The 20,355-nt window shown below is 71.0% G+C and carries 17 protein-coding genes; 3 read left to right on the forward strand and 14 right to left on the reverse strand.

The window, feature by feature from the left end:
• Positions 1-3: 3 nt before the first annotated feature.
• From pgi to ABT122_RS11770, 12 genes are all read right to left on the reverse strand, one after another.
• Positions 4-1,623: a glucose-6-phosphate isomerase gene (gene pgi / locus ABT122_RS11715; protein WP_451068163.1), complete on the reverse strand. Its 1,620-nt coding sequence runs from the start codon at positions 1,621-1,623 to the stop codon at positions 4-6.
• A gap of 204 nt (positions 1,624-1,827) precedes the next feature.
• Positions 1,828-2,163 (reverse strand): RNA polymerase-binding protein RbpA, encoded by a 336-nt coding sequence (locus ABT122_RS11720; protein WP_003957010.1) that lies wholly within the window; start codon positions 2,161-2,163, stop codon positions 1,828-1,830.
• Positions 2,164-2,297: 134 nt separating this feature from the next.
• Positions 2,298-2,528, reverse strand: a complete 231-nt coding sequence (gene secG, locus ABT122_RS11725) for a preprotein translocase subunit SecG (RefSeq protein WP_351549181.1) — start codon at positions 2,526-2,528, stop codon at positions 2,298-2,300.
• Positions 2,529-2,682: 154 nt separating this feature from the next.
• On the reverse strand, positions 2,683-3,459 hold the full coding sequence (gene tpiA, locus ABT122_RS11730; protein ID WP_351549062.1) for a triose-phosphate isomerase: 777 nt from the start codon (positions 3,457-3,459) through the stop codon (positions 2,683-2,685).
• 7 nt (positions 3,460-3,466) lie between these two features.
• The gene (locus tag ABT122_RS11735) at positions 3,467-4,678 is read right to left on the reverse strand and encodes a phosphoglycerate kinase (protein WP_351549065.1); all 1,212 of its coding nucleotides are present in this window, start codon (positions 4,676-4,678) and stop codon (positions 3,467-3,469) included.
• A 123-nt stretch (positions 4,679-4,801) separates the two neighbouring features.
• The gene (gap, locus tag ABT122_RS11740; RefSeq protein WP_351549068.1) at positions 4,802-5,809 is read right to left on the reverse strand and encodes a type I glyceraldehyde-3-phosphate dehydrogenase; all 1,008 of its coding nucleotides are present in this window, start codon (positions 5,807-5,809) and stop codon (positions 4,802-4,804) included.
• 568 nt (positions 5,810-6,377) lie between these two features.
• Positions 6,378-7,367 (reverse strand): DNA-binding protein WhiA, encoded by a 990-nt coding sequence (gene whiA, locus ABT122_RS11745; RefSeq protein ID WP_351549070.1) that lies wholly within the window; start codon positions 7,365-7,367, stop codon positions 6,378-6,380.
• The gene (locus tag ABT122_RS11750) at positions 7,358-8,389 is read right to left on the reverse strand and encodes a gluconeogenesis factor YvcK family protein (protein WP_351549073.1); all 1,032 of its coding nucleotides are present in this window, start codon (positions 8,387-8,389) and stop codon (positions 7,358-7,360) included. The genes whiA and ABT122_RS11750 overlap by 10 nt, the downstream gene beginning before the upstream one ends.
• The gene (gene rapZ / locus ABT122_RS11755; protein ID WP_351549075.1) at positions 8,386-9,324 is read right to left on the reverse strand and encodes an RNase adapter RapZ; all 939 of its coding nucleotides are present in this window, start codon (positions 9,322-9,324) and stop codon (positions 8,386-8,388) included. Before rapZ ends, ABT122_RS11750 begins: the two co-directional genes overlap by 4 nt.
• Positions 9,321-11,339, reverse strand: coding sequence for an excinuclease ABC subunit UvrC (gene uvrC, locus ABT122_RS11760; RefSeq protein WP_351549077.1), 2,019 nt, complete (start codon positions 11,337-11,339; stop codon positions 9,321-9,323). Before uvrC ends, rapZ begins: the two co-directional genes overlap by 4 nt.
• A 222-nt stretch (positions 11,340-11,561) precedes the next feature.
• Entirely contained in the window at positions 11,562-12,398 is an 837-nt protein-coding gene (locus tag ABT122_RS11765; protein WP_351549184.1) for a hypothetical protein, read from the reverse strand.
• A 5-nt stretch (positions 12,399-12,403) separates the two neighbouring features.
• Positions 12,404-13,045 (reverse strand): papain-like cysteine protease family protein, encoded by a 642-nt coding sequence (locus tag ABT122_RS11770; protein WP_351549080.1) that lies wholly within the window; start codon positions 13,043-13,045, stop codon positions 12,404-12,406.
• Positions 13,046-13,416: 371 nt separating this feature from the next.
• Here ABT122_RS11770 and ABT122_RS11775 point away from each other — a divergent pair, with 371 nt between their 5' ends.
• Positions 13,417-14,349 (forward strand): hypothetical protein, encoded by a 933-nt coding sequence (locus tag ABT122_RS11775; protein ID WP_351549083.1) that lies wholly within the window; start codon positions 13,417-13,419, stop codon positions 14,347-14,349.
• 179 nt (positions 14,350-14,528) lie between these two features.
• On the opposite strand, the gene ABT122_RS11780 is transcribed toward ABT122_RS11775, so the two are convergent.
• Entirely contained in the window at positions 14,529-14,960 is a 432-nt protein-coding gene (locus ABT122_RS11780) for a Rieske (2Fe-2S) protein (RefSeq protein WP_351549085.1), read from the reverse strand.
• Positions 14,961-15,129: 169 nt separating this feature from the next.
• Between ABT122_RS11780 and ABT122_RS11785 the strand changes: the two genes are divergently transcribed.
• On the forward strand, positions 15,130-16,035 hold the full coding sequence (locus ABT122_RS11785) for a carbohydrate kinase family protein (protein ID WP_351549088.1): 906 nt from the start codon (positions 15,130-15,132) through the stop codon (positions 16,033-16,035).
• Between the two features lie 194 nt (positions 16,036-16,229).
• Here the strand turns inward: ABT122_RS11785 and uvrA are convergent, their stop codons facing one another.
• Positions 16,230-19,337 carry an excinuclease ABC subunit UvrA gene (gene uvrA / locus ABT122_RS11790; protein WP_351549091.1) on the reverse strand — a complete coding sequence of 1,036 codons (3,108 nt, stop codon included), beginning with the start codon at positions 19,335-19,337 and terminating at the stop codon, positions 16,230-16,232.
• A gap of 315 nt (positions 19,338-19,652) precedes the next feature.
• Here uvrA and ABT122_RS11795 point away from each other — a divergent pair, with 315 nt between their 5' ends.
• Positions 19,653-20,354: a maleylpyruvate isomerase family mycothiol-dependent enzyme gene (locus tag ABT122_RS11795; protein ID WP_351549094.1), complete on the forward strand. Its 702-nt coding sequence runs from the start codon at positions 19,653-19,655 to the stop codon at positions 20,352-20,354.
• Position 20,355 lies beyond the last annotated feature (1 nt).

Below are 20,355 nucleotides of genomic sequence, written 5' to 3' on the forward strand. Positions count from 1 at the left end.
GGCTCAACGCCCCCGGAGCGCGCGGTAGGCCGCGGTGAGCGCCGCGGTCGAGCTGTCGAGCCGCTCCGCGCCCGTGCCCTCGGTGAGCACCGGCTCGATCGCGCGGGCGAGCACCTTGCCCAGCTCGACGCCCCACTGGTCGAAGGAGTCGATGTTCCAGACGGCGCCCTGGACGAAGACCTTGTGCTCGTAGAGCGCGATGAGCTGGCCGAGCACGGAGGGGGTCAGTGCGTCGGCGAGGATCGTGGTCGTGGGGTGGTTCCCGGGGAAGGTCCTGTGGGCCACCAGCTCCTCCGGGACGCCCTCCGCCCGTACCTCCTCCGGGGTCTTGCCGAAGGCGAGCGCCTGGGTCTGGGCGAAGAAGTTGGCCATCAGCAGATCGTGCTGGGCGACCAGCCCCTCCGGCAGGTCGGGGACCGGCCGGGCGAAGCCGATGAAGTCGGCGGGGATCAGCTTGGTGCCCTGGTGGAGCAGCTGGTAGTAGGCGTGCTGCCCATTGGTGCCGGGGGTGCCCCACACCACGGGCCCGGTCTGCCAGTCGACCCGGTCGCCCGCGCGGTCCACGGACTTGCCGTTGGACTCCATGTCGAGCTGCTGGAGATAGGCGGTGAATTTGCTCAGATAGTGCGAGTACGGCAGGACCGCGTGCGACTGGGCGTCGAAGAAGGCGCCGTACCAGACACCCAGCAGTCCCAGCAGCAGCGGGGCGTTGGCCTCCGGCGGGGCGGTGCGGAAGTGCTCGTCCATCAGATGGAATCCGTCGAGCATCTCCCGGAAACGCTCCGGGCCGATCGCGATCATCAGGGAGAGCCCGATGGCGGAATCGTAGGAGTAACGCCCGCCGACCCAGTCCCAGAACTCGAACATGTTCGCCGTGTCGATACCGAAGCCGGCGACCTCGCCGGCATTGGTGGACAGCGCCACGAAGTGCTTGGCGACGGCTTCCTGGCCCGCGTTCAGCCCGCCGAGGAGCCAGTCGCGGGCGGAGGTCGCGTTGGTGATGGTCTCGATGGTGGTGAAGGTCTTGGAGGCGACGATGAAGAGCGTCTCGGCCGCGTCCAGGCCGCGTACCGCCTCGTGCAGATCGGCACCGTCCACATTCGAGACGAAACGGAGGGTGAGATCGCGCGCGGTGTAGGAGCGGAGCACCTCGTACGCCATCGCCGGACCGAGATCGGAGCCGCCGATACCGATGTTGACGATATTCCTGATCGGCTTTCCGGTGTGCCCCGTCCACGCACCGGATCGGACCTTCTCCGAGAACGCCGCCATCCGGTCGAGCACGGCGTGCACCGCCGGCACCACGTTCTCGCCGTCGACCTCGATCACGGCGTCCCGGGGGGCGCGCAGGGCGGTGTGCAGGACGGCACGGTCCTCGGTGGTGTTGATCTTCTCGCCGCGGAACATCGCGTCCCGCAGCCCCGCCACGTCCGTCGCGGCGGCCAGATCGCGCAGGAGCGCCAGGGTCTCCCCGGTGACCAGGTGCTTGGAGTAGTCGAGACGCAGATCGCCGACGCGCAGGGCGAAGGCGGTGCCCCGCTCCCCGTCGGCCGCGAACAGCTCCCGCAGCAGGGGCTGCCCCAACTGCTCCCGGTGCCTGCCGAGCGCGGTCCACTCGGGCATCTGGTCCAGCCTGCTACGGCCACGTGTGTTCACTCGGACATCAGCTCACTTCTCCTCGTACCTGGCTGCGCTCCGCCACCTCCCAACCTAATTGATCAGGAGTACTGGTGACGTGAAAGCGAAGCCGCGTCGGCTGTGAGCGGAGCCCGAGGGAACAAAAGAATCCGGCCGGCCACTCGAAAGTGTCCGGCCGGACCGCAAGTCCTAGATCTCGCCGCGCAGTTTGGCGAGCGCCTCGGCGAGAATCGCCTCGCCGTCCGCGTCGCTGCGCCGCTCGCGCACATAGGCGAGATGTGTTTTGTACGGCTCCGTGCGTGGCGGGTCCGGGGGATTGTCCCGGTCCTGTCCGGCCGGGAATCCACAGCGGGGGCAGTCCCAGGTGTCAGGGACCTGCGCGTCGCTGGCGAAGCTCGGCTGTGTCTCGTGCCCGTTCGAGCACCAGAAGGAGATGCGCAGGCGCGGCGCGGACTCGCCACGCTCGGCCTCGCCCATCGGCCCCGCCCCGACCCGGCTTCCCCGGATCGCGTTGCCACTTGCCACGGTCGTAACTCCCTGCGTGATGGTGCTGTACAGCGTCTCACAGCGGCTGCGCCGCGGTGCCCCAGTCTACGTAAGGCCCAACGCCCGTCCAGGGATTGGAGTTACATCCGAACCCGGACGGGGAAACCTGTGTGTCAGCTGTCCAGCTTCATCAGCAGACCAAGTACGACAATGCATGCGAACCACAGCAGACCGATCACCACGGTGATCCGGTCGAGGTTGCGCTCGGCGACCGATGAGCCGCCGACGGACGACTGCATACCGCCACCGAACATGTCGGAGAGGCCGCCGCCCTTCCCCTTGTGCATCAGCACCAGCAGCATCAGCAGCAGGCTGAAGACGATCAGGGCGATCGAGAACCCCATAACCACGGCTGGACCCTACTTCCTGGCAATTCTCGTGGAACATCTACGGACGACGGGGGCCCGGGCTCGTCAAAAGCCTCAGGCCCCCGCAAGGGTACGACGAATCCGCGCTACGGCATACTCACCGGTCGCGGGAGCCGCTCACTGAGCGTGCTCACTGATCACGGAAGCGCACGATCTTGACGAACTCGTCCGTGTCCAGTGCCGCGCCGCCCACCAGGGCGCCGTCCACATCGGGCTGCGCCATGATCGCGGCGACGTTCCCGGACTTGACCGAGCCGCCGTACTGGATGCGGACCTTGTCGGCCAGCTCCTGCGAGTACAGCTCGGCGAGCCGGCCGCGGATCGCGCCGCAGACCTCCTGGGCGTCCTCGGGCGTGGCGACCTCGCCGGTGCCGATCGCCCAGACCGGCTCGTACGCGATCACGATCGTCCCGGCCTGCTCGGCGGTGACGTCCTGGAGGCCGCCGTCGAGCTGGGCCAGCGTGTGCTCCACCTGCCGGCCGGCCTTGCGGACGTCCAGTCCCTCGCCGACGCAGAGGATGGGGGTGATGCCGTGCCGGAACGCGGCCTTCACCTTGGCGTTGCAGATCTCGTCGGTCTCGGCGTGGTACTGCCGGCGCTCGGAGTGGCCGACGGCGACATAGGCGCACTTCAGCTTCGCCAGCATCGGGCCGGAGATCTCACCGGTGTACGCGCCGGAGTCGTGCGCCGAGATGTCCTGGGCGCCGTACTTGATCTTCAGCTTGTCGCCGTCGACCAGGGTCTGCACGGAGCGCAGATCGGTGAAGGGCGTCAGCACGGCGACCTCGACGGCCTCGTGGTCCTTGTCCGCCAGGGCGAAGGCGAGCTTCTGGACGTGGGCGATGGCCTCAAGGTGGTTGAGGTTCATCTTCCAGTTGCCCGCCATCAGCGGGGTGCGAGTGGTCATGAAAGTGTCAGTCCTCCAGTGCGGCGAGGCCGGGAAGCGTCTTGCCCTCGAGGTATTCGAGGCTGGCGCCGCCGCCGGTTGAAATGTGGCCGAATGCCTTTTCGTCGAAGCCCAGGGTCCGCACCGCGGCTGCGGAGTCTCCGCCGCCGACCACGGTGAAGGCCGGGGATTCGATCAGCGCCTGGGCCACGGCCTTGGTGCCCTCGGCGTAGTCGGGGTGCTCGAAGACGCCCATCGGGCCGTTCCAGAAGACGGTGGCCGTGTCGGCGAGCTTCGAGGCGTACAGCTTGCAGGTCTCGGGGCCGATGTCCAGCCCCATCCGGTCGGCGGGGACGGAGTCCACGGCGACGGCGTCGGGGTGGGCCGGGGCCTTTGTCCGCAGATCCGGGAAGCTCCCGGCGACCAGGACGTCGACGGGGAGGACGAACTCCACGCCCTTCTCCTCGGCGCGCTTCAGATACTCCTGGACGACCGGGATCTGGTCCTCCTGGAGGAGCGAGGTGCCGATCTCATGGCCCTGGGCCCTGAGGAAGGTGTAGGCCATGCCACCGCCGATGAGGATGCGGTCGGCCCGCTCCAGCAGATGGTCGATGACCCCGAGCTTGTCGGAGACCTTGGCGCCGCCGAGGACCACGGCGTACGGCCGCTTGACGTCGTCGGTGAGCTTCCTCAGCACACCGACCTCGGTGGCGATGAGGTAGCCGGCGGCGTGCGGCAGCCGCGCGGGGAGGTCGTAGACCGAGGCGTGCTTGCGGTGCACGGCGCCGAAGCCGTCACCGACGTACACATCGGCGAGGGCGGCGAGCCGGTCGGCGAAGGCGCCGCGCTCGGCGTCGTCCTTGCTGGTCTCGCCCGGGTTGAAGCGGAGGTTCTCGATCACCGCGACGCGGCCGTCGGCGAGGCCGTCGACGGTGGCGCGGGCCGACGCGCCGACGGTGTCGGTGGCGAAGGCGACCTCGGTGCCGAGCAGCTCACCGAGGCGGGCCGCGGCCGGGGCCAGCGAGAAGGCGGGGTCCGGGGCGCCCTTGGGGCGGCCCAGATGCGAGGCGACGATGACCCGGGCGCCCGCGTCGGCGAGCCTGGCCACCGTGGGGACGACGGCCCGGATGCGGCCGTCGTCGGTGATGGTGGTGCCGTCGAGCGGCACATTGAGATCGGCGCGGACGAAAACTCGCCGGCCGGCGACCCCTTCGGCAAGAAGCTGGTCGATCGTCTTCATGGACGGGACTCCTCGGATGGCTGGACGTGCGACAGGGCCCGAACCGCGCTGCCGTGCGCTGCTCGGGCCCCGCCGCTCACCTCACTGAGCTGTTGGGAACCGTATGGTCCACCATCATGCTGGTCAGAGCTGGCCGCCGACGAACACGGTCAGGTCCACGAGGCGGTTGGAGTAGCCCCACTCGTTGTCGTACCAGCCGAGGATCTTGACCGAGTTGCCCTCCTGGACCATGGTCAGGGAGGAGTCGAAGGTGCAGGACGCCGGGTCGCTGACGATGTCCGAGGAGACGATCTGGTCCTCGGTGTAGGCCAGGATGCCCTGGAGCTCGCCCTCGGAGGCCTTCTTGAACGCGGCGTTGACCTCGTCCTTGGTGGTCTCGCGGGCCAGCTCGACCACCAGGTCGGTGGCGGAGCCGGTCGGGACCGGGACGCGCATGGCGATGCCGTCCAGCTTGCCCTTGAGCTGCGGGAGAACCAGGGCGGTGGCCTTGGCCGCGCCCGTGGTGGTCGGGATGATGTTCTCCGCGGCGGCGCGGGCACGGCGCAGATCCTTGTGCGGGAAGTCCAGGATGCGCTGGTCGTTGGTGTAGGCGTGGACCGTGGTCATCAGACCGCGGACGATGCCGAAGTTCTCGTCCAGGACCTTCGCCATCGGCGCCACACAGTTGGTGGTGCAGGAGGCGTTCGAGATGACGTGGTGCTTCGCCGGGTCGTACTTGTCCTGGTTGACGCCCATCACCACGGTGATGTCCTCGTCGCTGGCCGGAGCCGAGATCAGGACCTTCTTGGCGCCACCGGCGAGGTGCTTCTCGGCGTCGGCCTTCTTGGTGAAGATGCCCGTCGACTCGATGACGATGTCGACGCCCAGCTCGCCCCAGGGGATGTCCGCGGGGTTGCGCTCGGAGAGCACCTTGATGGTGCGGCCGTCCACGGTGATCGTGTCGGCGGTGTGGGACACCTCGGCCTTGAGGCGGCCCAGGATGGTGTCGTACTTCAGCAGGTGGGCAGTGGTCGCAGTGTCACCCAGGTCGTTGACAGCCACGATCTCGATGTCAGCACCCTGCTCCAGCAGCGCGCGGAAGTAGTTACGACCGATGCGGCCAAAGCCGTTGATGCCTACGCGGATCGTCACGAACCGATCTCCTCGTTGGTACGCCGGCGTTTTGACTGCCGGCGAGTTGTATGGGATGTCCCCGACCGCTTACGACCCTACCTCCCTGAGGCCCCTGAGGTGACATCGGAGGGCCTGGAAGGCGACCCGTGACCCCGTACCCCTCGGTACACCCCCCGAACGGCTCTCACCTGCGCAGGAGGCTTCCCGGATGAGCGCCTGCGGCTACGCTGGGTGACGACCCGGGCGCGCCACGTACCCAGCCCCGCAGCCTCGGGCCCCCGCGGCACAGGGTCCGTCCTCAAACGCCGGACGGGCTGGGTTCGCTCAGCCTCACCGGAGAGCCGAGGCAGGAAATCCAGCCCCCCGGGCGATTGAGGCGCACTCACCGAGCCCCGCCGGGAATTGAGCAGCACCACTCCAGCCTCTCCGGCGATTGAGGAGCGGGGGTTCGGGGGCTGGCCCCCGACCGTGGCCCGCAGGATGCGGGGTCCTGTGGCACAGGGTCCGTCCTCGAGCGCCGGACGGGCTGGGTTTGCCCAGGCGATTGAGGCGCGGGGGGGGGCGGGGCGGGGCCCCGGGAAAGGGGTCAGCCCACCAGGCCGTCGGCCATTTCCTCCGTGAGGTTGGACTCCGTACCCGGAATCCCCAAATCCTGCGCCCTCTTGTCCGCCATGGCCAACAACCGCCGAATCCTCCCCGCCACCGCGTCCTTCGTCAGCGGCGGCTCCGCCAGCGCCCCCAGCTCCTCCAGCGACGCCTGCTTGTGCTCCATCCGCAGCCGCCCCGCCGCCGCCAGGTGCTCCGGCACTTCCTCCCCGAGGATCTCCAGCGCCCGCTGCACCCGCGCCCCCGCGGCCACCGCCGCGCGCGCCGAGCGGCGCAGATTGGCGTCGTCGAAGTTGGCGAGCCGGTTCGCGGTGGCGCGCACCTCGCGCCGCATCCGCCGCTCCTCCCACGCGAGCACCGACTCATGCGCTCCGAGCCGGGTCAGCAGCGCCCCGATGGCGTCCCCGTCGCGCACGACGACCCGGTCCACCCCGCGCACCTCACGCGCCTTCGCCGCGATGGAGAGCCGCCGCGCGGCCCCCACCAGCGCGAGCGCCGCCTCCGGCCCCGGGCAGGTGACCTCCAGCGAGGACGACCGCCCCGGCTCGGTCAGCGACCCGTGCGCCAGGAACGCCCCGCGCCAGGCGGCCTCGGCGTCGCAGGTGGCCCCCGAGACCACCTGCGGCGGAAGCCCCCGGATGGGTCGGCCCCGGCCGTCGACCAGACCGGTCTGGCGGGCCAGCTGATCGCCGCCCGCCACCACCCGTACGACGTAGCGGGAGCCCCGGCGCAGCCCGCCCGGAGCCATCACCATCAGCTCCGACGTATGCCCGAAGATCTCCAGGATGTCGCGCTTGAGCCGGCGCGCCGCGATCCCGGTGTCCAGCTCCGCCTCGATCACGATGCGCCCGCTCACCAGGTGCAGCCCGCCCGCGAACCGCAGGATCGCCGAGACCTCCGCCTTTCTGCAGCAGGTCCGGGTGACGGGAAGCCGGGAGATCTCGTCCTTCACCGCTGCCGTCATCGCCATGGGCCGATCCTTCCATGCATCCGAAAAATACGGTCGTACGCGGCGGCCAACAGCTCCGGATCATGCTTGGAAACGCTGTCGGGCGAGGCCACGGGGGCCAGCTCGACCGCGGCACCGAGGCGTTTGGCGGCGTCGGCGAGGGAATCGCGGTCGGGCACGGCGGCCTCGTCGGCCAACACCACGTCCATGGTGAGTTTAGGCGCGTGTCGTCCCAAAACCTCCAAATGACGCTGCGGGGAGAAACCTTCTGTCTCCCCCGGCTGGGGGGCCAGATTGAGGGAGAGAACCCGGCGGGCCTTGGTCTCCACCAGCGCGTCGAGCAGCTCGGGCACCAGCAGATGCGGGATCACCGAGGAGAACCACGATCCGGGCCCGAGAACCACCCAGTCGGCGTCAAGAACGGCGGCCACGGCCTCCGGAACGGCGGGCGGATCGTTCGGCACGAGGTGGACGGACTGCACATCCCCGGGGGTGAGCGCCACGGTCGCCTGGCCTCTCACGGTCTCCACCGCGTCCGGGCGCGCCGGATCGTGCCCCCGCACCAGCGCCTGGAGCTCCAGCGGCACCGCCGACATCGGCAGCACCCGGCCGTGCGCCCCCAGCAGCCGGCCCACCAGGTCCAGGGCCTGGACATGGTCGCCGAGCTGCTCCCAGAGGGCGACGATCAGCAGATTGCCGACCGCGTGCTCATGCAGATCGCCCTGGGACTGGAAGCGGTGCTGGATCACCCGGGACCAGGTCTGCCCCCAGTCGTCGTCGCCGCAGAGCGCCGCGAGCGCCTTGCGCAGATCGCCCGGGGGCAGCACCCCCAGCTCCTCCCGGAGCCGGCCGCTGGAGCCGCCGTCGTCGGCGACGGTGACCACGGCGGTGAGATCGCCGGTGATCCGGCGCAGGGCCGCCAGCGACGCGGACAGCCCCCGGCCGCCGCCGAGCGCGACCACCTTCGGGGCGGCGCCGCGCCGGCGGCCGATGGGCATGGCGGACCCGCGCAGCCGCCGCAGGCGCAGGGAGCGTGCGGTCACTCGCGCCCCATGTCCCGGTGGACGACCACGGTCTCGACCCCGGCGGCGGAGAGCCGGGCGGCGAGCTTCTCGGAGGTGGCCACCGAGCGGTGCTTGCCGCCGGTGCAGCCGACGGCGACGGTCACATAGCGCTTGCCCTCGCGGCGGTAGCCCGCGGCGATGAGCTGGAGCAGCTCGGTGTAGCGGTCGAGGAACTCCTTGGCGCCGGGCTGGTTGAAGACGTAGTTCGACACCTCCTCGTTGAGTCCGCTGAAGGGGCGCAGCTCCGGGACCCAGTGCGGGTTGGGCAGGAAGCGCATGTCCACGACGAGGTCCGCGTCGACGGGCAGTCCGTACTTGAACCCGAAGGACATGACGGTGGCCCGCAGCTCCGGCTTCTCGTCGCCCGCGAACTGGGCGTCCATCTTGGCGCGCAGCTCGTGGACATTGAGGCTGGAGGTGTCGATGACCAGGTCGGCGTCGCCGCGCAGCTCCCGCAGGAGGTCCCGCTCGGCGGCGATCCCGTCGACGATCCGGCCGTCGCCCTGGAGCGGGTGGGGCCGGCGCACCGACTCGAAGCGCCTGACCAGGGCGTCGTCGGACGATTCCAGGAAGACGATCCGGCAGGTGACCTGCTTGGCGTCGAGGTCGGCGAGGGATTCGCGGAGGTTGTCGAAGAACCGGCGCCCGCGGACGTCGACGACGACGGCGATCCGGGCGACATTGCCCTGCGAGCGCGCGCCCAGCTCCACCATGGTGGGGATCAGCGCGGGCGGCAGGTTGTCGACCACGAACCAGCCGAGGTCCTCGAGACACTTCGCGGCCGTGCTCCGACCTGCTCCGGACATCCCGGAGATGATCACCAGCTCGGGGATGGCCGCCTCCGCGGTCCCGCCGGGCTCGGTGGTGGTGCCCGTACTCACGTCTGCTGCTCCGTCTGTCTCGTGCTCGGTCATGTCGTGCTGCCCCCGTCGTTCTCTTCCATGATCTCTCCTGTTGCCGTATTCACGGCAGGGGCGGCCGGAGCCGCCTGGGCGAGGGCCGTGACCACGGCTTCCGCGGTCTTCCGGCCCATGCCGGGTACGTCGCAGATCTGCTCGATTGTCGCCTGCCGCAGCCGCTTCACCGAGCCGAAATGCTTGATCAGTGCCTGTTTCCGGGTCTCGCCCAGACCGTGGACCGCGTCCAGGGGGCCGGTGCGGATGCGTTTGGCCCGCTTGGACCGCTGGTAGCGGATGGCGAAGTCGTGGGCGGTGTCACGGACCCTCTGGAGAAGGTAGAGCCCCTCGCTGGAGCGGGGCAGGATCACCGGGTCGCTCTCGCCGGGGAGCCAGACCTCCTCCAGCCGCTTGGCGAGGCCGCAGACGGCGACATCGTCGATGCCCAGCTCGTCCAGGGCGCGCCGGGCGGCGGCGACCTGGGGCCTGCCGCCGTCGACCACCACGAGCTGGGGCGGGTAGGCGAAGCGCTTGGGCCGTCCGTCGTCCGGCTCCGGGGCGCCCTGGAGCGGGTCCCCGGGCGCGCCGGGGGGCGCGGCCGGGTCGTCGGCGCCGATCCACTCCCCCGTACGGTCCTTCTCCGCGAGGTAGCGGCGGAAGCGGCGGCTGATCACCTCGTGCATGGAGCGGACGTCGTCCTGCCCGGCGAAGGTCTTGATCTGGAAGCGGCGGTACTCGCTCTTGCGCGGGAGGCCGTCCTCGAAGACCACCATGGAGGCCACGACGTCCTCGCCCTGGAGGTGGGAGATGTCGAAGCACTCGATGCGCAGCGGCGCCGAGTCGAGGCCGAGGGCCGCGGCGATCTCCTCCAGGGCCCGGGAGCGGGTGGTGAGGTCCCCGGCGCGCTTGGTCTTGTGCAGGGCCAGCGCCTGCTGGGCATTGCGCTGGACCGTCTCCATCAGGTCCTTCTTGTCGCCGCGCTGGGGGATGCGCAGGGACACCCGGGAGCCCCTGCGGTCGCCGAGCCAGCGGCTGACCGTCGCGCTGTCCTCGGGGAGCGCGGGGACCAGGACCTCCTTGGGGACGGCCTCGCCGCGCTCCTCCCCGTACAGCTGCTGGAGGGCGTGCTCGACGAGGCCGGCGGTGTCGACGGCCTCGACCTTGTCGGTGACCCAGCCGCGCTGTCCGCGCACCCGGCCGCCGCGGACGTGGAAGATCTGGACGGCGGCCTCCAGCTCGTCCTCGGCGACGGCGATGAGATCGGCGTCGGTGGCGTCGGCGAGGACGACGGCGTTCTTCTCCAGGGCGCGGCGGAGGGCCTCTATGTCGTCGCGGAGCCTGGCGGCCCGCTCGTACTCCATCTCCTCGGCCGCCGCCGTCATCTGCTTCTCCAGCCGGCGGATGTAGGTGCCGGCGCGGCCGGCCATGAAGTCGCAGAACTCCTCGGCGAGTTCGCGGTGCTCCTCGGGGGTGACCCGGCCGACGCAGGGCGCCGAGCACTTGCCGATGTAGCCGAGGAGGCAGGGGCGCCCCTTCTGCTGGTGGTTCCTGAGGACACCGGCGGAGCAGGTGCGCACGGGGAAGACACGGAGCATCAGATCGACGGTCTCGCGGATCGCCCAGGCGTGGCCGTACGGGCCGAAGTAGCGCACGCCCTTGCGCTTGGCCCCGCGCAGCACCTGGACCCGGGGGAACTCCTCGTTGAGCGTGACCGCGAGATAGGGATAGCTCTTGTCGTCGCGGTACTTGACGTTGAACCGGGGGTCGTACTCCTTGATCCAGGAGTACTCCAGCTGGAGGGCCTCGACCTCGGTGGAGACGACCGTCCACTCCACGGACGCGGCGGTGGTGACCATGGTGGCGGTGCGCGGGTGGAGGCCGGCCAGGTCCTGGAAGTAGCTGGCGAGGCGCTGGCGCAGGCTCTTGGCCTTGCCGACGTAGATCACCCGGCGGTGTTCGTCCCGGAATCTGTAGACCCCCGGAGAGTCGGGGATCTCTCCCGGTTTGGGACGGTAGCTGGAGGGGTCTGCCATGCCGTCCACCCTACTGGCGGGGACTGACACTCCGGCGACCTCCCGGGGCGGGGGCACGGCGACCTCCCGGGGCGGGCACGGCGACCTCCCGGGGCGGGCACGGCGACCTCCCGGGGCGGGCACGGCGACCTCCCGGGGCGGGCACGGCGAGCGCCCGCCGCCCGTGGGGGCGGCGGGCGCTCGTTCCCTGGAGGGGACGGTGTTCCCGGTCGGTCCGGGAGGTCAGGCCCTGCGGCGCAGCCTCAGCACGGTCACCGCGCCCAGGGCGAGGGCGAGGACCGCGCCCGCTCCGGCGGCGACCGATGTGGTGGTCAGCGCGGCGTTGTCCGGTGCGCCGGGGGCCGCGGCCACCGTCGCCTCGGCTCCGGCGGGAGCGGTGGCCGCGGCCGGTCCGTCGTACCCCCCGGCCACGCCCTTCTTGGCGTAGGCCGAGCCGGGAAGCTTGTCGGCGTAGGCGTCCGCGACCCGGGTCCGGTAGGCGCCCAGCGTGGTGCCCTTGGCGCCCACCGCCCGTACCGCGTCCTGGTCCAGCGGGAGCACCTTGGTGCCCTTGCTGACGTACCAGGCGTCGATCTGCGGCTCGCGGAAGACCGTGCCCCCGGGGAGCAGGCTCTCGCCCTGCCGGGCGTAGCGGAACTCGTCGTCACCGGTGGCGATGTTGACGACCTGCCACCGCGCACCCTGCCGGGCGGCCCACACGGACGCCTTCTGGCCGTCGGAGGAGACCGCCTTGGTGGCGAGGAATTCGGTGCGGGCGATGGGTGCGCCCGCCTTCCCGGCCACGAACTCCGGTGCGAGGGTGCGCACCGGGACGGTGGTGCCCTCGGCCCGGGGGGCCGCCGCCGAGCGGGCCACCGCGCCGTCCCGGGCGAAGAAGCGGGAGAGGGTGTCCAGCGTCGCGGGGGAGGTGGCCGCGGTGCGGGCCGCCTTCACGTCGGAGGCGGTGGGGGCGGGCACCGCCCCGGGGGTGCCGGAGGCGGCGGCGGTGCCGGTGCCCAGCGTCCCGAGGGCGAGCGAGGCGAGGAGGGAGGCCGTGGCGATGGCCGGGATGCGCTTCATCGCGTTCACGCCCCGATCCGGTAGAGCGAGTGGGTCCAGGAGAAGGAGTTGTTGTTCACGTACCAGGCGTGGGAGGCCCAGTTGTAGCGGTCGCTGGTCTGCCACGGGTCGCCCCAGTAGACCCAGCTGTTGGCCGTGTCGTAGCCGTAGATGACATGCATGTGGCCACCACCGCTGGACCACTGGATACGGGTCTCCACCGGCCGGTTCGCGTTGATCTCGGTCTGTACGGCCTGGTACTGGAGCCAGTTGTTGATGTACGAGCCGGGGCTGATGCCGGCCCAGCGCAGCCCGGTCTGCACATTGCCGAGCGTTGCCTGGTTGTTGGGGCACTCGGTGTTCTGCTGGCGGTTGAAGGCCGCGTTGCAGAACTGGTTCTGGGAGTAGTTCTTGCCGTAGTAGGTGGCGATGGTGTTGCCGGCGGCAGCCCAGCACCAGTTGGTCTTGAGCTGGGCCTGCATGGTGAGGTTGAGCCGCTTCCAGGCCAGGGCGGCCCGGGGGGCGTCGGCCGGTCCGGCGGGCTGGGCGGTGGTGACCGCGCCGGCGGGGTCGGCCGCTGTCGCGGCGGTCGCCGTCGACAGGGGCAGTGCTATGAGTGCGGCAAGCACGGCCGCCACGGCGGCGAGCCGTCTCCTGAGGTTGCGCATCGCGTTCCTCCCTGAGGGAAGGGTGGGGGTGGAGGAGCGCGTCCGGACGCTGCGGATGAGCATCGATCCTTGTCGGGGGCAGGTCAACACGCTTCAATGCGGGGGACACGGAGCTGTGAACGCGGCGGCCGGGATGTGAACGCGCCCCTCCCGCCTCACCAGGGCGGCCCTGGCCGCCCGCCCACCGGGGCCCTCTCCGCCGTGAACGTTCACGGAGCGCCGTGCGGATTCACACGCTCTGCCGTTTCACACGCTGTTCCGCCGTACCCCGTTGTGCCGTGGCACCCCGTTGTGCCGCCGTTTCCCGTTGTGCCGTTTCATCCGCCGTGCCGCTCACCCGCGGGGCAGTCCCACGCCGCTGGAGGATTCCCATGGAACACACCGAAGCCGATCTGGCGCAGGCCCTGCACACCGGCCCGTTCCATCTCGCGCTCCGGGCGGCGCTCGCGGTGCGCGGACTGCCGCTCCAGCGGGTGCAGCACCATCTGGCCCACCGGGGCATCAAGGTGGGTGTCACCAGCCTCAGTTACTGGCAGCAGGGCGCGCGCCGGCCCCAGCGCCCGGAGTCGCTGCGGGCGGTACGGGCCCTGGAGGAGGTTCTGGAGCTGCCGGGGAACTCCCTGATCCGGCTGCTGGGCATCGGCGAGGGCAGCCGCCAGGGCGAGGTCGAGCGCCCGTCCGCCCGCCCGTACCGCTCCCTGACGGAGGTCTCCACCACGGTGGAGGCCCTGCTGTCGGAGCTGGAGTCCCCGGCGGACGGCGGGCTGCACACCGTGGGCCACCACGAACGGGTGCGGATAGGGGCGACCCGGGAGCTGGTGGAGCGCGAGTCCCGGCATGTGGTCCGCGCCCACCGCGACGGCATCGACCGCTATATCGCGATCCACCACGGGGACCCTGGGTGCGAGCCCGCCCGGGTGCGGGTCAGCGCGCTGGAGAACTGCCGCACGGGGCGGGTGCGCTGGCACCGGCCGACCGGGGTGGTCGTCGCGGAGCTGCTCTTCGACGCCCGGCTGCGCGCGGGCGACACCCATGTCTTCGGCTACGGCTTCGAGGACGGGACCGGCGGCCCGAGCACCGAGTACGTGCGCGGCTTCACCTACGCGGGCGGACAGTACGTCCTCCAGGTCGCCTTCGACGAGCGGGCGCTGCCGGTGCGGTGCCGGCGGTTCGCCCAGGCGACCACGGGCGCGCCGCGCGGTGCCCGGACCGATCTGACCCTCAGCGGCCGGCACCGCACGGTCCACCTGGTCGAACAGGGCGTACGGCCGGGGATTCTGGGCATCGACTGGGACTGGGACTGAGCGGCGGCCCGGCCTGCCGGCAGGGGGCCGGGCCCGGCCGGCCCGGGGCGCCGCTGCCCCTCAGACATCGCGCCTCAGGCACCGGGGCCTCAGGCACCGGGGTCTCAGGCACCGGGGCCTCAGGCACCGGGGCCTCAGGCACCGGGGCCTCAGGCGTCGGGGCCTCAGGCGTCGGGGCCTCAGGCGTCGGGGCCCGCGACCAGCTTCCCGCCCTCGGCCTTGATCTGGACCTCCGGGAGCGGCACGGTCGCCGGGCCCACGAGGGCCTTGCCCGTGGTGACGTCGAAGCGGCTGCCGTGGCAGGGACAGTTGCCCTCATTGCCGACGATCTTGTCGAGGACACACCCCGCGTGGGTGCACTGGGCGCTGAACGCCTTGTACTCCCCCTCCGCCGGGCAGCTCACGATCAGCCGCTGCTCCCGGTAGAGCTTGGCGCCGCCGACCGGTACGGCGTCGACCGCGCCGAGGTCGACGGGAGCGGTCGGGACGGGGTTCTTGGCCCGGCCGAGCTTGGAGTCCGTGGAGCAGGCCGCGGCCCCGAGGGCGCCGGTCCCGGCGAGGGCGGCGCCTTTCAGCACGGTGCGGCGGGCGGCTGACGAGGGGCCGGGCATGGGAACTCCACTGTTCAGAGCAGGGTCGGACGGATCGGACGGCACAGACGCGGCCGCCCGCGTCGGCGGAGCCGGCCCCGGCGGCACAACCGACAATACCGACGGGGTGCCGCCGCCGGGCGAGCGGGCTCTCTCCCGCGCGCGGCGGCCATGCACTACGTTCGGAGCCGTGATCGTCGTCGCCGGAGAGTCCTTGATCGACCTGGTCCCGCAGGGCGGCGGGGAGCCCCTGCCCGCGCTGCTGCCGCGCCCCGGCGGCGGCCCGTACAACACCGCCGTGGCGCTGGGGCGGCTCGGGGCGCGCGCCGCGTTCTGCTCCCGGGTGTCCACGGACGCCTTCGGCGCGGCGCTGGTCGACGGCCTGCGCTCGGCCGGGGTGGACACCTCGCTCGTGGCCCGGGGCCCGGAGCCGACCACGCTGGCGGTCGCCGCGATCGACGGGAACGGCTCGGCGGGGTACGGCTTCTACGCGGAGGGCACCGCCGACCGGCTCTTCGAGCTGCCGCCGCCGCTGCCGGACGCGGTGCGGGCGGTGGCGTTCGGCACCTGCTCGCTGGTGCTCGAACCGGGTGCGAGCGCCTATGAGGAGCTCATGCGCCGGGAGGCCGGACGCGGGCGCTTCATCCTGCTGGACCCCAACATCAGGGCGGGCCTGATCCCGGACCCGGACGCCTACCGTGCGCGGTTCGCCGGATGGCTGCCGAGCGTGTCCCTGCTGAAGCTGTCGGAGGAGGACGCCGACTGGCTGGGCGGGGTGCCCGGTGGTCCGGACGGCCCGGCGGCCGTGGTGCTGACGCGGGGCGGGGAGGGGCTGACGGTACGGACCCGGGGCGGCCCGGAGGTGTCGGTCCCGGCCGTCCCGGTGACGGTCGCCGACACCATCGGCGCCGGTGACACCGTGAACGCGGCCCTGCTGCACGGGCTGGCCGCGCGGGACGCCCTGTCGGCGCCGGGTCTCGCGGCTCTGGGCGAGACCGCCTGGCGGGATCTGCTGGGCTTCGCCGCCCGGGCCTCGGCGATCACCTGCTCCCGGCCGGGCGCGGAACCGCCGTACGCGGACGAGCTGGACGGTTAGGGCCTTCCGTTCTCCCTCCCTGGTCCTTCGCGCCCTCTGGCGTTCCCCCTGGTCCTTCGTGCCCTCCGGGCCCTGGCATGGGGCCCGGGAGAACCCTCGCGCCGGGGCCCGGAGACCGGGAGGACCCGGACACCGGACCCGGCCTCCGGGGCGTACCGGACGGATGGTCCGGTACGCCTCGGGGCACGGTGGCCTCAGGCCTTCCGGGCGCGGGCCGTCGCCGTCTTCTTGGCGGCGCCCTTGGCCGCGGTCTTCTTCACCGCCGCCTTCTTCGCGGCGGTGCCGGGGGCCTTCTTGACGGCGGTGTTGTTCACCGCGGCCTTCTTGGCGGCCGTCCGGCCGGTGGCGGCGGTGGCGGTGGCTGCCGTCTTCCGCGCCGCCGTCTTCTTGGCCTCCGTCTTCCGCGCGGGCTTGCGGCCGGCCGCGGGCCTCGGTGAGCCGCCCGCGTCACTGACCCGCTCCGGGTCGAGGATGTCCCGCAGGAACTTGCCGGTGTGGCTGGCCGGCACCCCCGCGACCTCCTCGGGCGTGCCCTCGGCGATCACCAGACCACCGCCGCTGCCGCCTTCGGGACCCATGTCCACGACCCAGTCCGCGGTCTTGATGACATCGAGGTTGTGCTCGATGACGATCACCGTGTTGCCCTTGTCGACCAGGCCGGAGAGAACGGTGATGAGCTTGCTGATGTCCTCGAAGTGCAGACCGGTCGTCGGCTCGTCCAGGACGTAGACCGTGCGGCCCGTGGAGCGCTTCTGGAGTTCGCTGGCGAGCTTCACCCGCTGCGCCTCGCCGCCCGAGAGCGTCGGGGCGGACTGCCCCAGCCGCACATAGCCGAGCCCCACCTCGTGGAGCGTCTTCAGATGGCGGGCGATCGTCGGAACGGCCTCGAAGAAGTCGAGGGCGTCCTCGATGGGCATGTCCAGCACCTCGGCGATGGACTTGCCCTTGTAGTGGACCTCCAGGGTCTCCCGGTTGTAGCGCGCGCCGTGGCAGACCTCGCACGGGACGTACACATCCGGCAGGAAGTTCATCTCGATCTTGATCGTGCCGTCGCCGGAGCAGTTCTCGCACCGGCCGCCCTTCACGTTGAAGGAGAAGCGGCCGGGGAGATAACCGCGGACCTTCGCCTCCATCGTCTCCGCGAAGAGCCTGCGGACATGGTCGAAGACACCGGTGTACGTGGCCGGGTTGGAGCGCGGGGTCCGGCCGATGGGCGACTGGTCGACATGGACGACCTTGTCCACCAGGTCGTCGCCGTCGACCCGGGTGTGCCGGCCGGGCACCGACTTCGCGCCGTTCAGCTCGCGGGCGAGGTGGGTGTAGAGGATGTCGTTGACCAGCGTGGACTTTCCGGAACCAGAGACTCCGGTGACGGCGGTGAGCACACCGAGCGGGAAGGAGACGTCGATGTCCCGGAGGTTGTTCTCCCGGGCTCCGTGGACGGTGAGCTTCCGGGCGGGGTCCGAGGGTCGCCGGATGTCGGGCGTCGGGATGGCCCTCTTGCCCGCGAGGTACTGCCCGGTGATCGACTCCTTGTTGGCGAGCAGCTCCTTCAAGGGCCCGGAGTGGACCACCTTGCCGCCGTGCTCACCGGCGCCGGGGCCGATGTCCACGACCCAGTCTGCGATCTTGATGGTGTCCTCGTCGTGCTCCACGACGATCAGGGTGTTGCCCATGTCGCGGAGGCGGACGAGGGTCTCGATCAGCCGGTGGTTGTCCCGCTGGTGCAGCCCGATGGACGGCTCGTCCAGGACGTAGAGCACACCGACGAGACCGGAGCCGATCTGGGTGGCGAGCCGGATGCGCTGGGCCTCGCCACCGGAGAGGGTGCCCGCCGCGCGGTTGAGCGAGAGATAGTCCAGGCCGACGTCGACCAGGAATCTCAGCCGCTCGTTGACCTCCTTGAGCACCCGCTCGGCGATCTTCTTGTCACGGGCGTTCAGCCGCATCCGGCCGAGGAATTCGGCGCACTCGCTGATCGACATGGCGGCCACCTCGGCGATGGACTTCTCCATCACCGTGACCGCGAGGACGATCGGCTTCAGCCGGGTGCCCTCACAGGTCGGGCAGGGCACCTCGCGCATATAGCCCTCGAAGCGCTCCCTGCTGGAGTCGCTCTCCGCCTCCTGGTGCCGCCTGCGGACGAACTGGACGGCGCCTTCGAAGGCGGGTGTGGTGTAGGCCCGCTCCCTGCCGTAGCGATTGCGATAGCGGACCTCGACCTGGGTCTTGTGCCCGTACAGCAGGGCCTTCCTGGCGCGCTGGGGCAGCCCGGCCCAGGGCATGTCGGTGGCGAAGCCGAGCGCCTGGGAGAGCCCGCCGATCAGCCGGCCGAAGTACTCCTTGGTGTGGCCGTGGGACCAGGGGTGGATCGCGCCCTCGTCGAGGGACTTCTCCTCGTCCGGGACGATCAGCTCGGGGTCGACCTCCATGCGGGTGCCGATGCCGGTGCAGTCGGGGCAGGCGCCGAAGGGGGAGTTGAAGGAGAAGGAGCGGGGCTCCAGCTCCTCGAAGGAGAGATCGTCGTAGGGGCAGTACAGATGCTCCGAGTACATCCGCTCGCGCTCGGGGTCGTCCTCGGGGAGGTCGACGAAGTCGAGCACGACCATGCCGCCGGAGAGGCCGAGCGCGGTCTCCACCGAGTCGGTGAGCCGCCGCTTGGCGCCGTCCTTGACGGTGAGGCGGTCGACGACCACCTCGATGGTGTGCTTCTCCTGCTTCTTCAGCGCGGGCGGCTCGGCGAGCTGGATCGTCAGCCCGTCGACCCGGGCCCGGCTGTAGCCCTTGGTCTGGAGGTCCGCGAAAAGATCGACGAACTCGCCCTTGCGCTCCCGCACCAGCGGCGAGAGCACCTGGAAGCGGCTGCCCTCCGGCAGCTCCAGCACCTTGTCCACGATGGCCTGCGGCGACTGGCGGGAGATGGGCCGGCCGCACTCGGGACAGTGCGGCTTGCCGATCCGGGCGAAGAGCAGCCGGAGGTAGTCGTACACCTCGGTGATGGTGCCGACCGTCGAGCGCGGGTTGCGCGAGGTCGACTTCTGGTCGATGGAGACCGCCGGGGAGAGTCCCTCGATGAAGTCGACGTCCGGCTTGTCCATCTGCCCCAGGAACTGGCGGGCGTACGACGACAGGGATTCCACATAGCGGCGCTGGCCCTCGGCGAAGATCGTGTCGAAGGCGAGCGAGGACTTGCCCGACCCCGAGAGCCCCGTGAACACGATGAGGGAGTCGCGGGGAAGGTCGAGCGAGACGTTCTTGAGGTTGTGCTCGCGAGCGCCACGGACGATGAGACGGTCGGCCACGCCGGGTCCGCACCTTTCTTGAGGGTCTGGTTCTTGAGGATCTGGGGGAGAAACTCTGGAAGGTCCTGAGATTGGTGAAAAGCCTGAAAGGTCCTGAAAAATTCCTGGGAAGTCATGGCGGGACGCAGGGTCAGCCAGGTCGATCACAGGGAGGCAGCACGGCCCCGGCCCGTTCCGGGGCGACCCGGGGGAAGGGGCGGACTGTTCCAGCGTATGACCAAGGATGCCTCGCTCCAGGCTATAGCACGCACATTCGAATTACGGTGGCCGACGGCCACCTTCACCCGATCGTGTGGCGGGACTATCGTCGGCCGCATGATCGACTACCAGCGCGACCTGGAATCCGTACGCACGGCCACCGAGCGACTCCTCACCGCGGTCGCCGGGCTGGACAGCGCCCGCCTCGCCGGTCCCTCCCGTCTGCCCGGCTGGTCCCGGGGCCATGTGCTGGCCCATGTCTCCCGCAACGCCGACGCCATCGCCCGGGTGCTCCAGGGCCGTCCGATGTACGCGAGCGCCGCCGCCCGGGAGGAGGAGATCGAGCAGGGCGCGGCCCGCCCCCTCGATGTCCAGCTCGCCGATCTGCTCGACAGCGACGCCCGGCTGAGGGCCGTGTCCGCGCTCCCTGCCGACTGGAACCGTACGCTCACTCTGCGCAACGGCGTCACGGACACGGCGGCCCGCGTCCCCTTCCGCAGGCTGGTCGAGGTCGAGCTGCACCATGTCGATCTGGACATCGGCTATGAACTGGAGGACCTCCCCCGGGACTTCCTGCTGCGCGAGATCGCCTTCCTCACCGCCCGCTTCGCCGGTCATCCCGAGGTCCCGCCGGTGAGGCTCGTCGCCCCGGGCGAGCCGGACGACTGGTTCACCGGCGGCGCGACGGGCGATCCGGTGACCGTCAGCGGCACCCCGGCGGCGCTGGTCGGCTGGCTCGCCGGCCGCGGCTTCGGAGCGGAGCCGGCGATCCGCACCGGCGCCCCGGAAGCCGGGCTGCCCGCGCTCCCCCCGCTATAGG

Origin of the sequence: Streptomyces sp. NPDC001985 (genome assembly GCF_040296845.1) — a bacterium.
Lineage (GTDB): Bacteria > Actinomycetota > Actinomycetes > Streptomycetales > Streptomycetaceae > Streptomyces.

Excerpts from the sequence above, each read along its gene's own strand:
- pgi (WP_451068163.1), bottom strand. The coding sequence starts at position 1,623 with ATGCCCGAGTGGACCGCGCTCGGCAGGCACCGGGAGCAGTTGGGGCAG.
- secG (WP_351549181.1), bottom strand. The coding sequence starts at position 2,528 with ATGGGGTTCTCGATCGCCCTGATCGTCTTCAGCCTGCTGCTGATGCTG.
- tpiA (WP_351549062.1), bottom strand. The coding sequence starts at position 3,459 with ATGACCACTCGCACCCCGCTGATGGCGGGCAACTGGAAGATGAACCTC.
- ABT122_RS11735 (WP_351549065.1), bottom strand. The coding sequence starts at position 4,678 with ATGAAGACGATCGACCAGCTTCTTGCCGAAGGGGTCGCCGGCCGGCGA.
- whiA (WP_351549070.1), bottom strand. The coding sequence starts at position 7,367 with ATGGCGATGACGGCAGCGGTGAAGGACGAGATCTCCCGGCTTCCCGTC.
- rapZ (WP_351549075.1), bottom strand. The coding sequence starts at position 9,324 with ATGACCGAGCACGAGACAGACGGAGCAGCAGACGTGAGTACGGGCACC.
- uvrC (WP_351549077.1), bottom strand. The coding sequence starts at position 11,339 with ATGGCAGACCCCTCCAGCTACCGTCCCAAACCGGGAGAGATCCCCGAC.
- ABT122_RS11765 (WP_351549184.1), bottom strand. The coding sequence starts at position 12,398 with ATGAAGCGCATCCCGGCCATCGCCACGGCCTCCCTCCTCGCCTCGCTC.
- ABT122_RS11770 (WP_351549080.1), bottom strand. The coding sequence starts at position 13,045 with ATGCGCAACCTCAGGAGACGGCTCGCCGCCGTGGCGGCCGTGCTTGCC.
- ABT122_RS11775 (WP_351549083.1), top strand. The coding sequence starts at position 13,417 with ATGGAACACACCGAAGCCGATCTGGCGCAGGCCCTGCACACCGGCCCG.
- ABT122_RS11780 (WP_351549085.1), bottom strand. The coding sequence starts at position 14,960 with ATGCCCGGCCCCTCGTCAGCCGCCCGCCGCACCGTGCTGAAAGGCGCC.
- ABT122_RS11795 (WP_351549094.1), top strand. The coding sequence starts at position 19,653 with ATGATCGACTACCAGCGCGACCTGGAATCCGTACGCACGGCCACCGAG.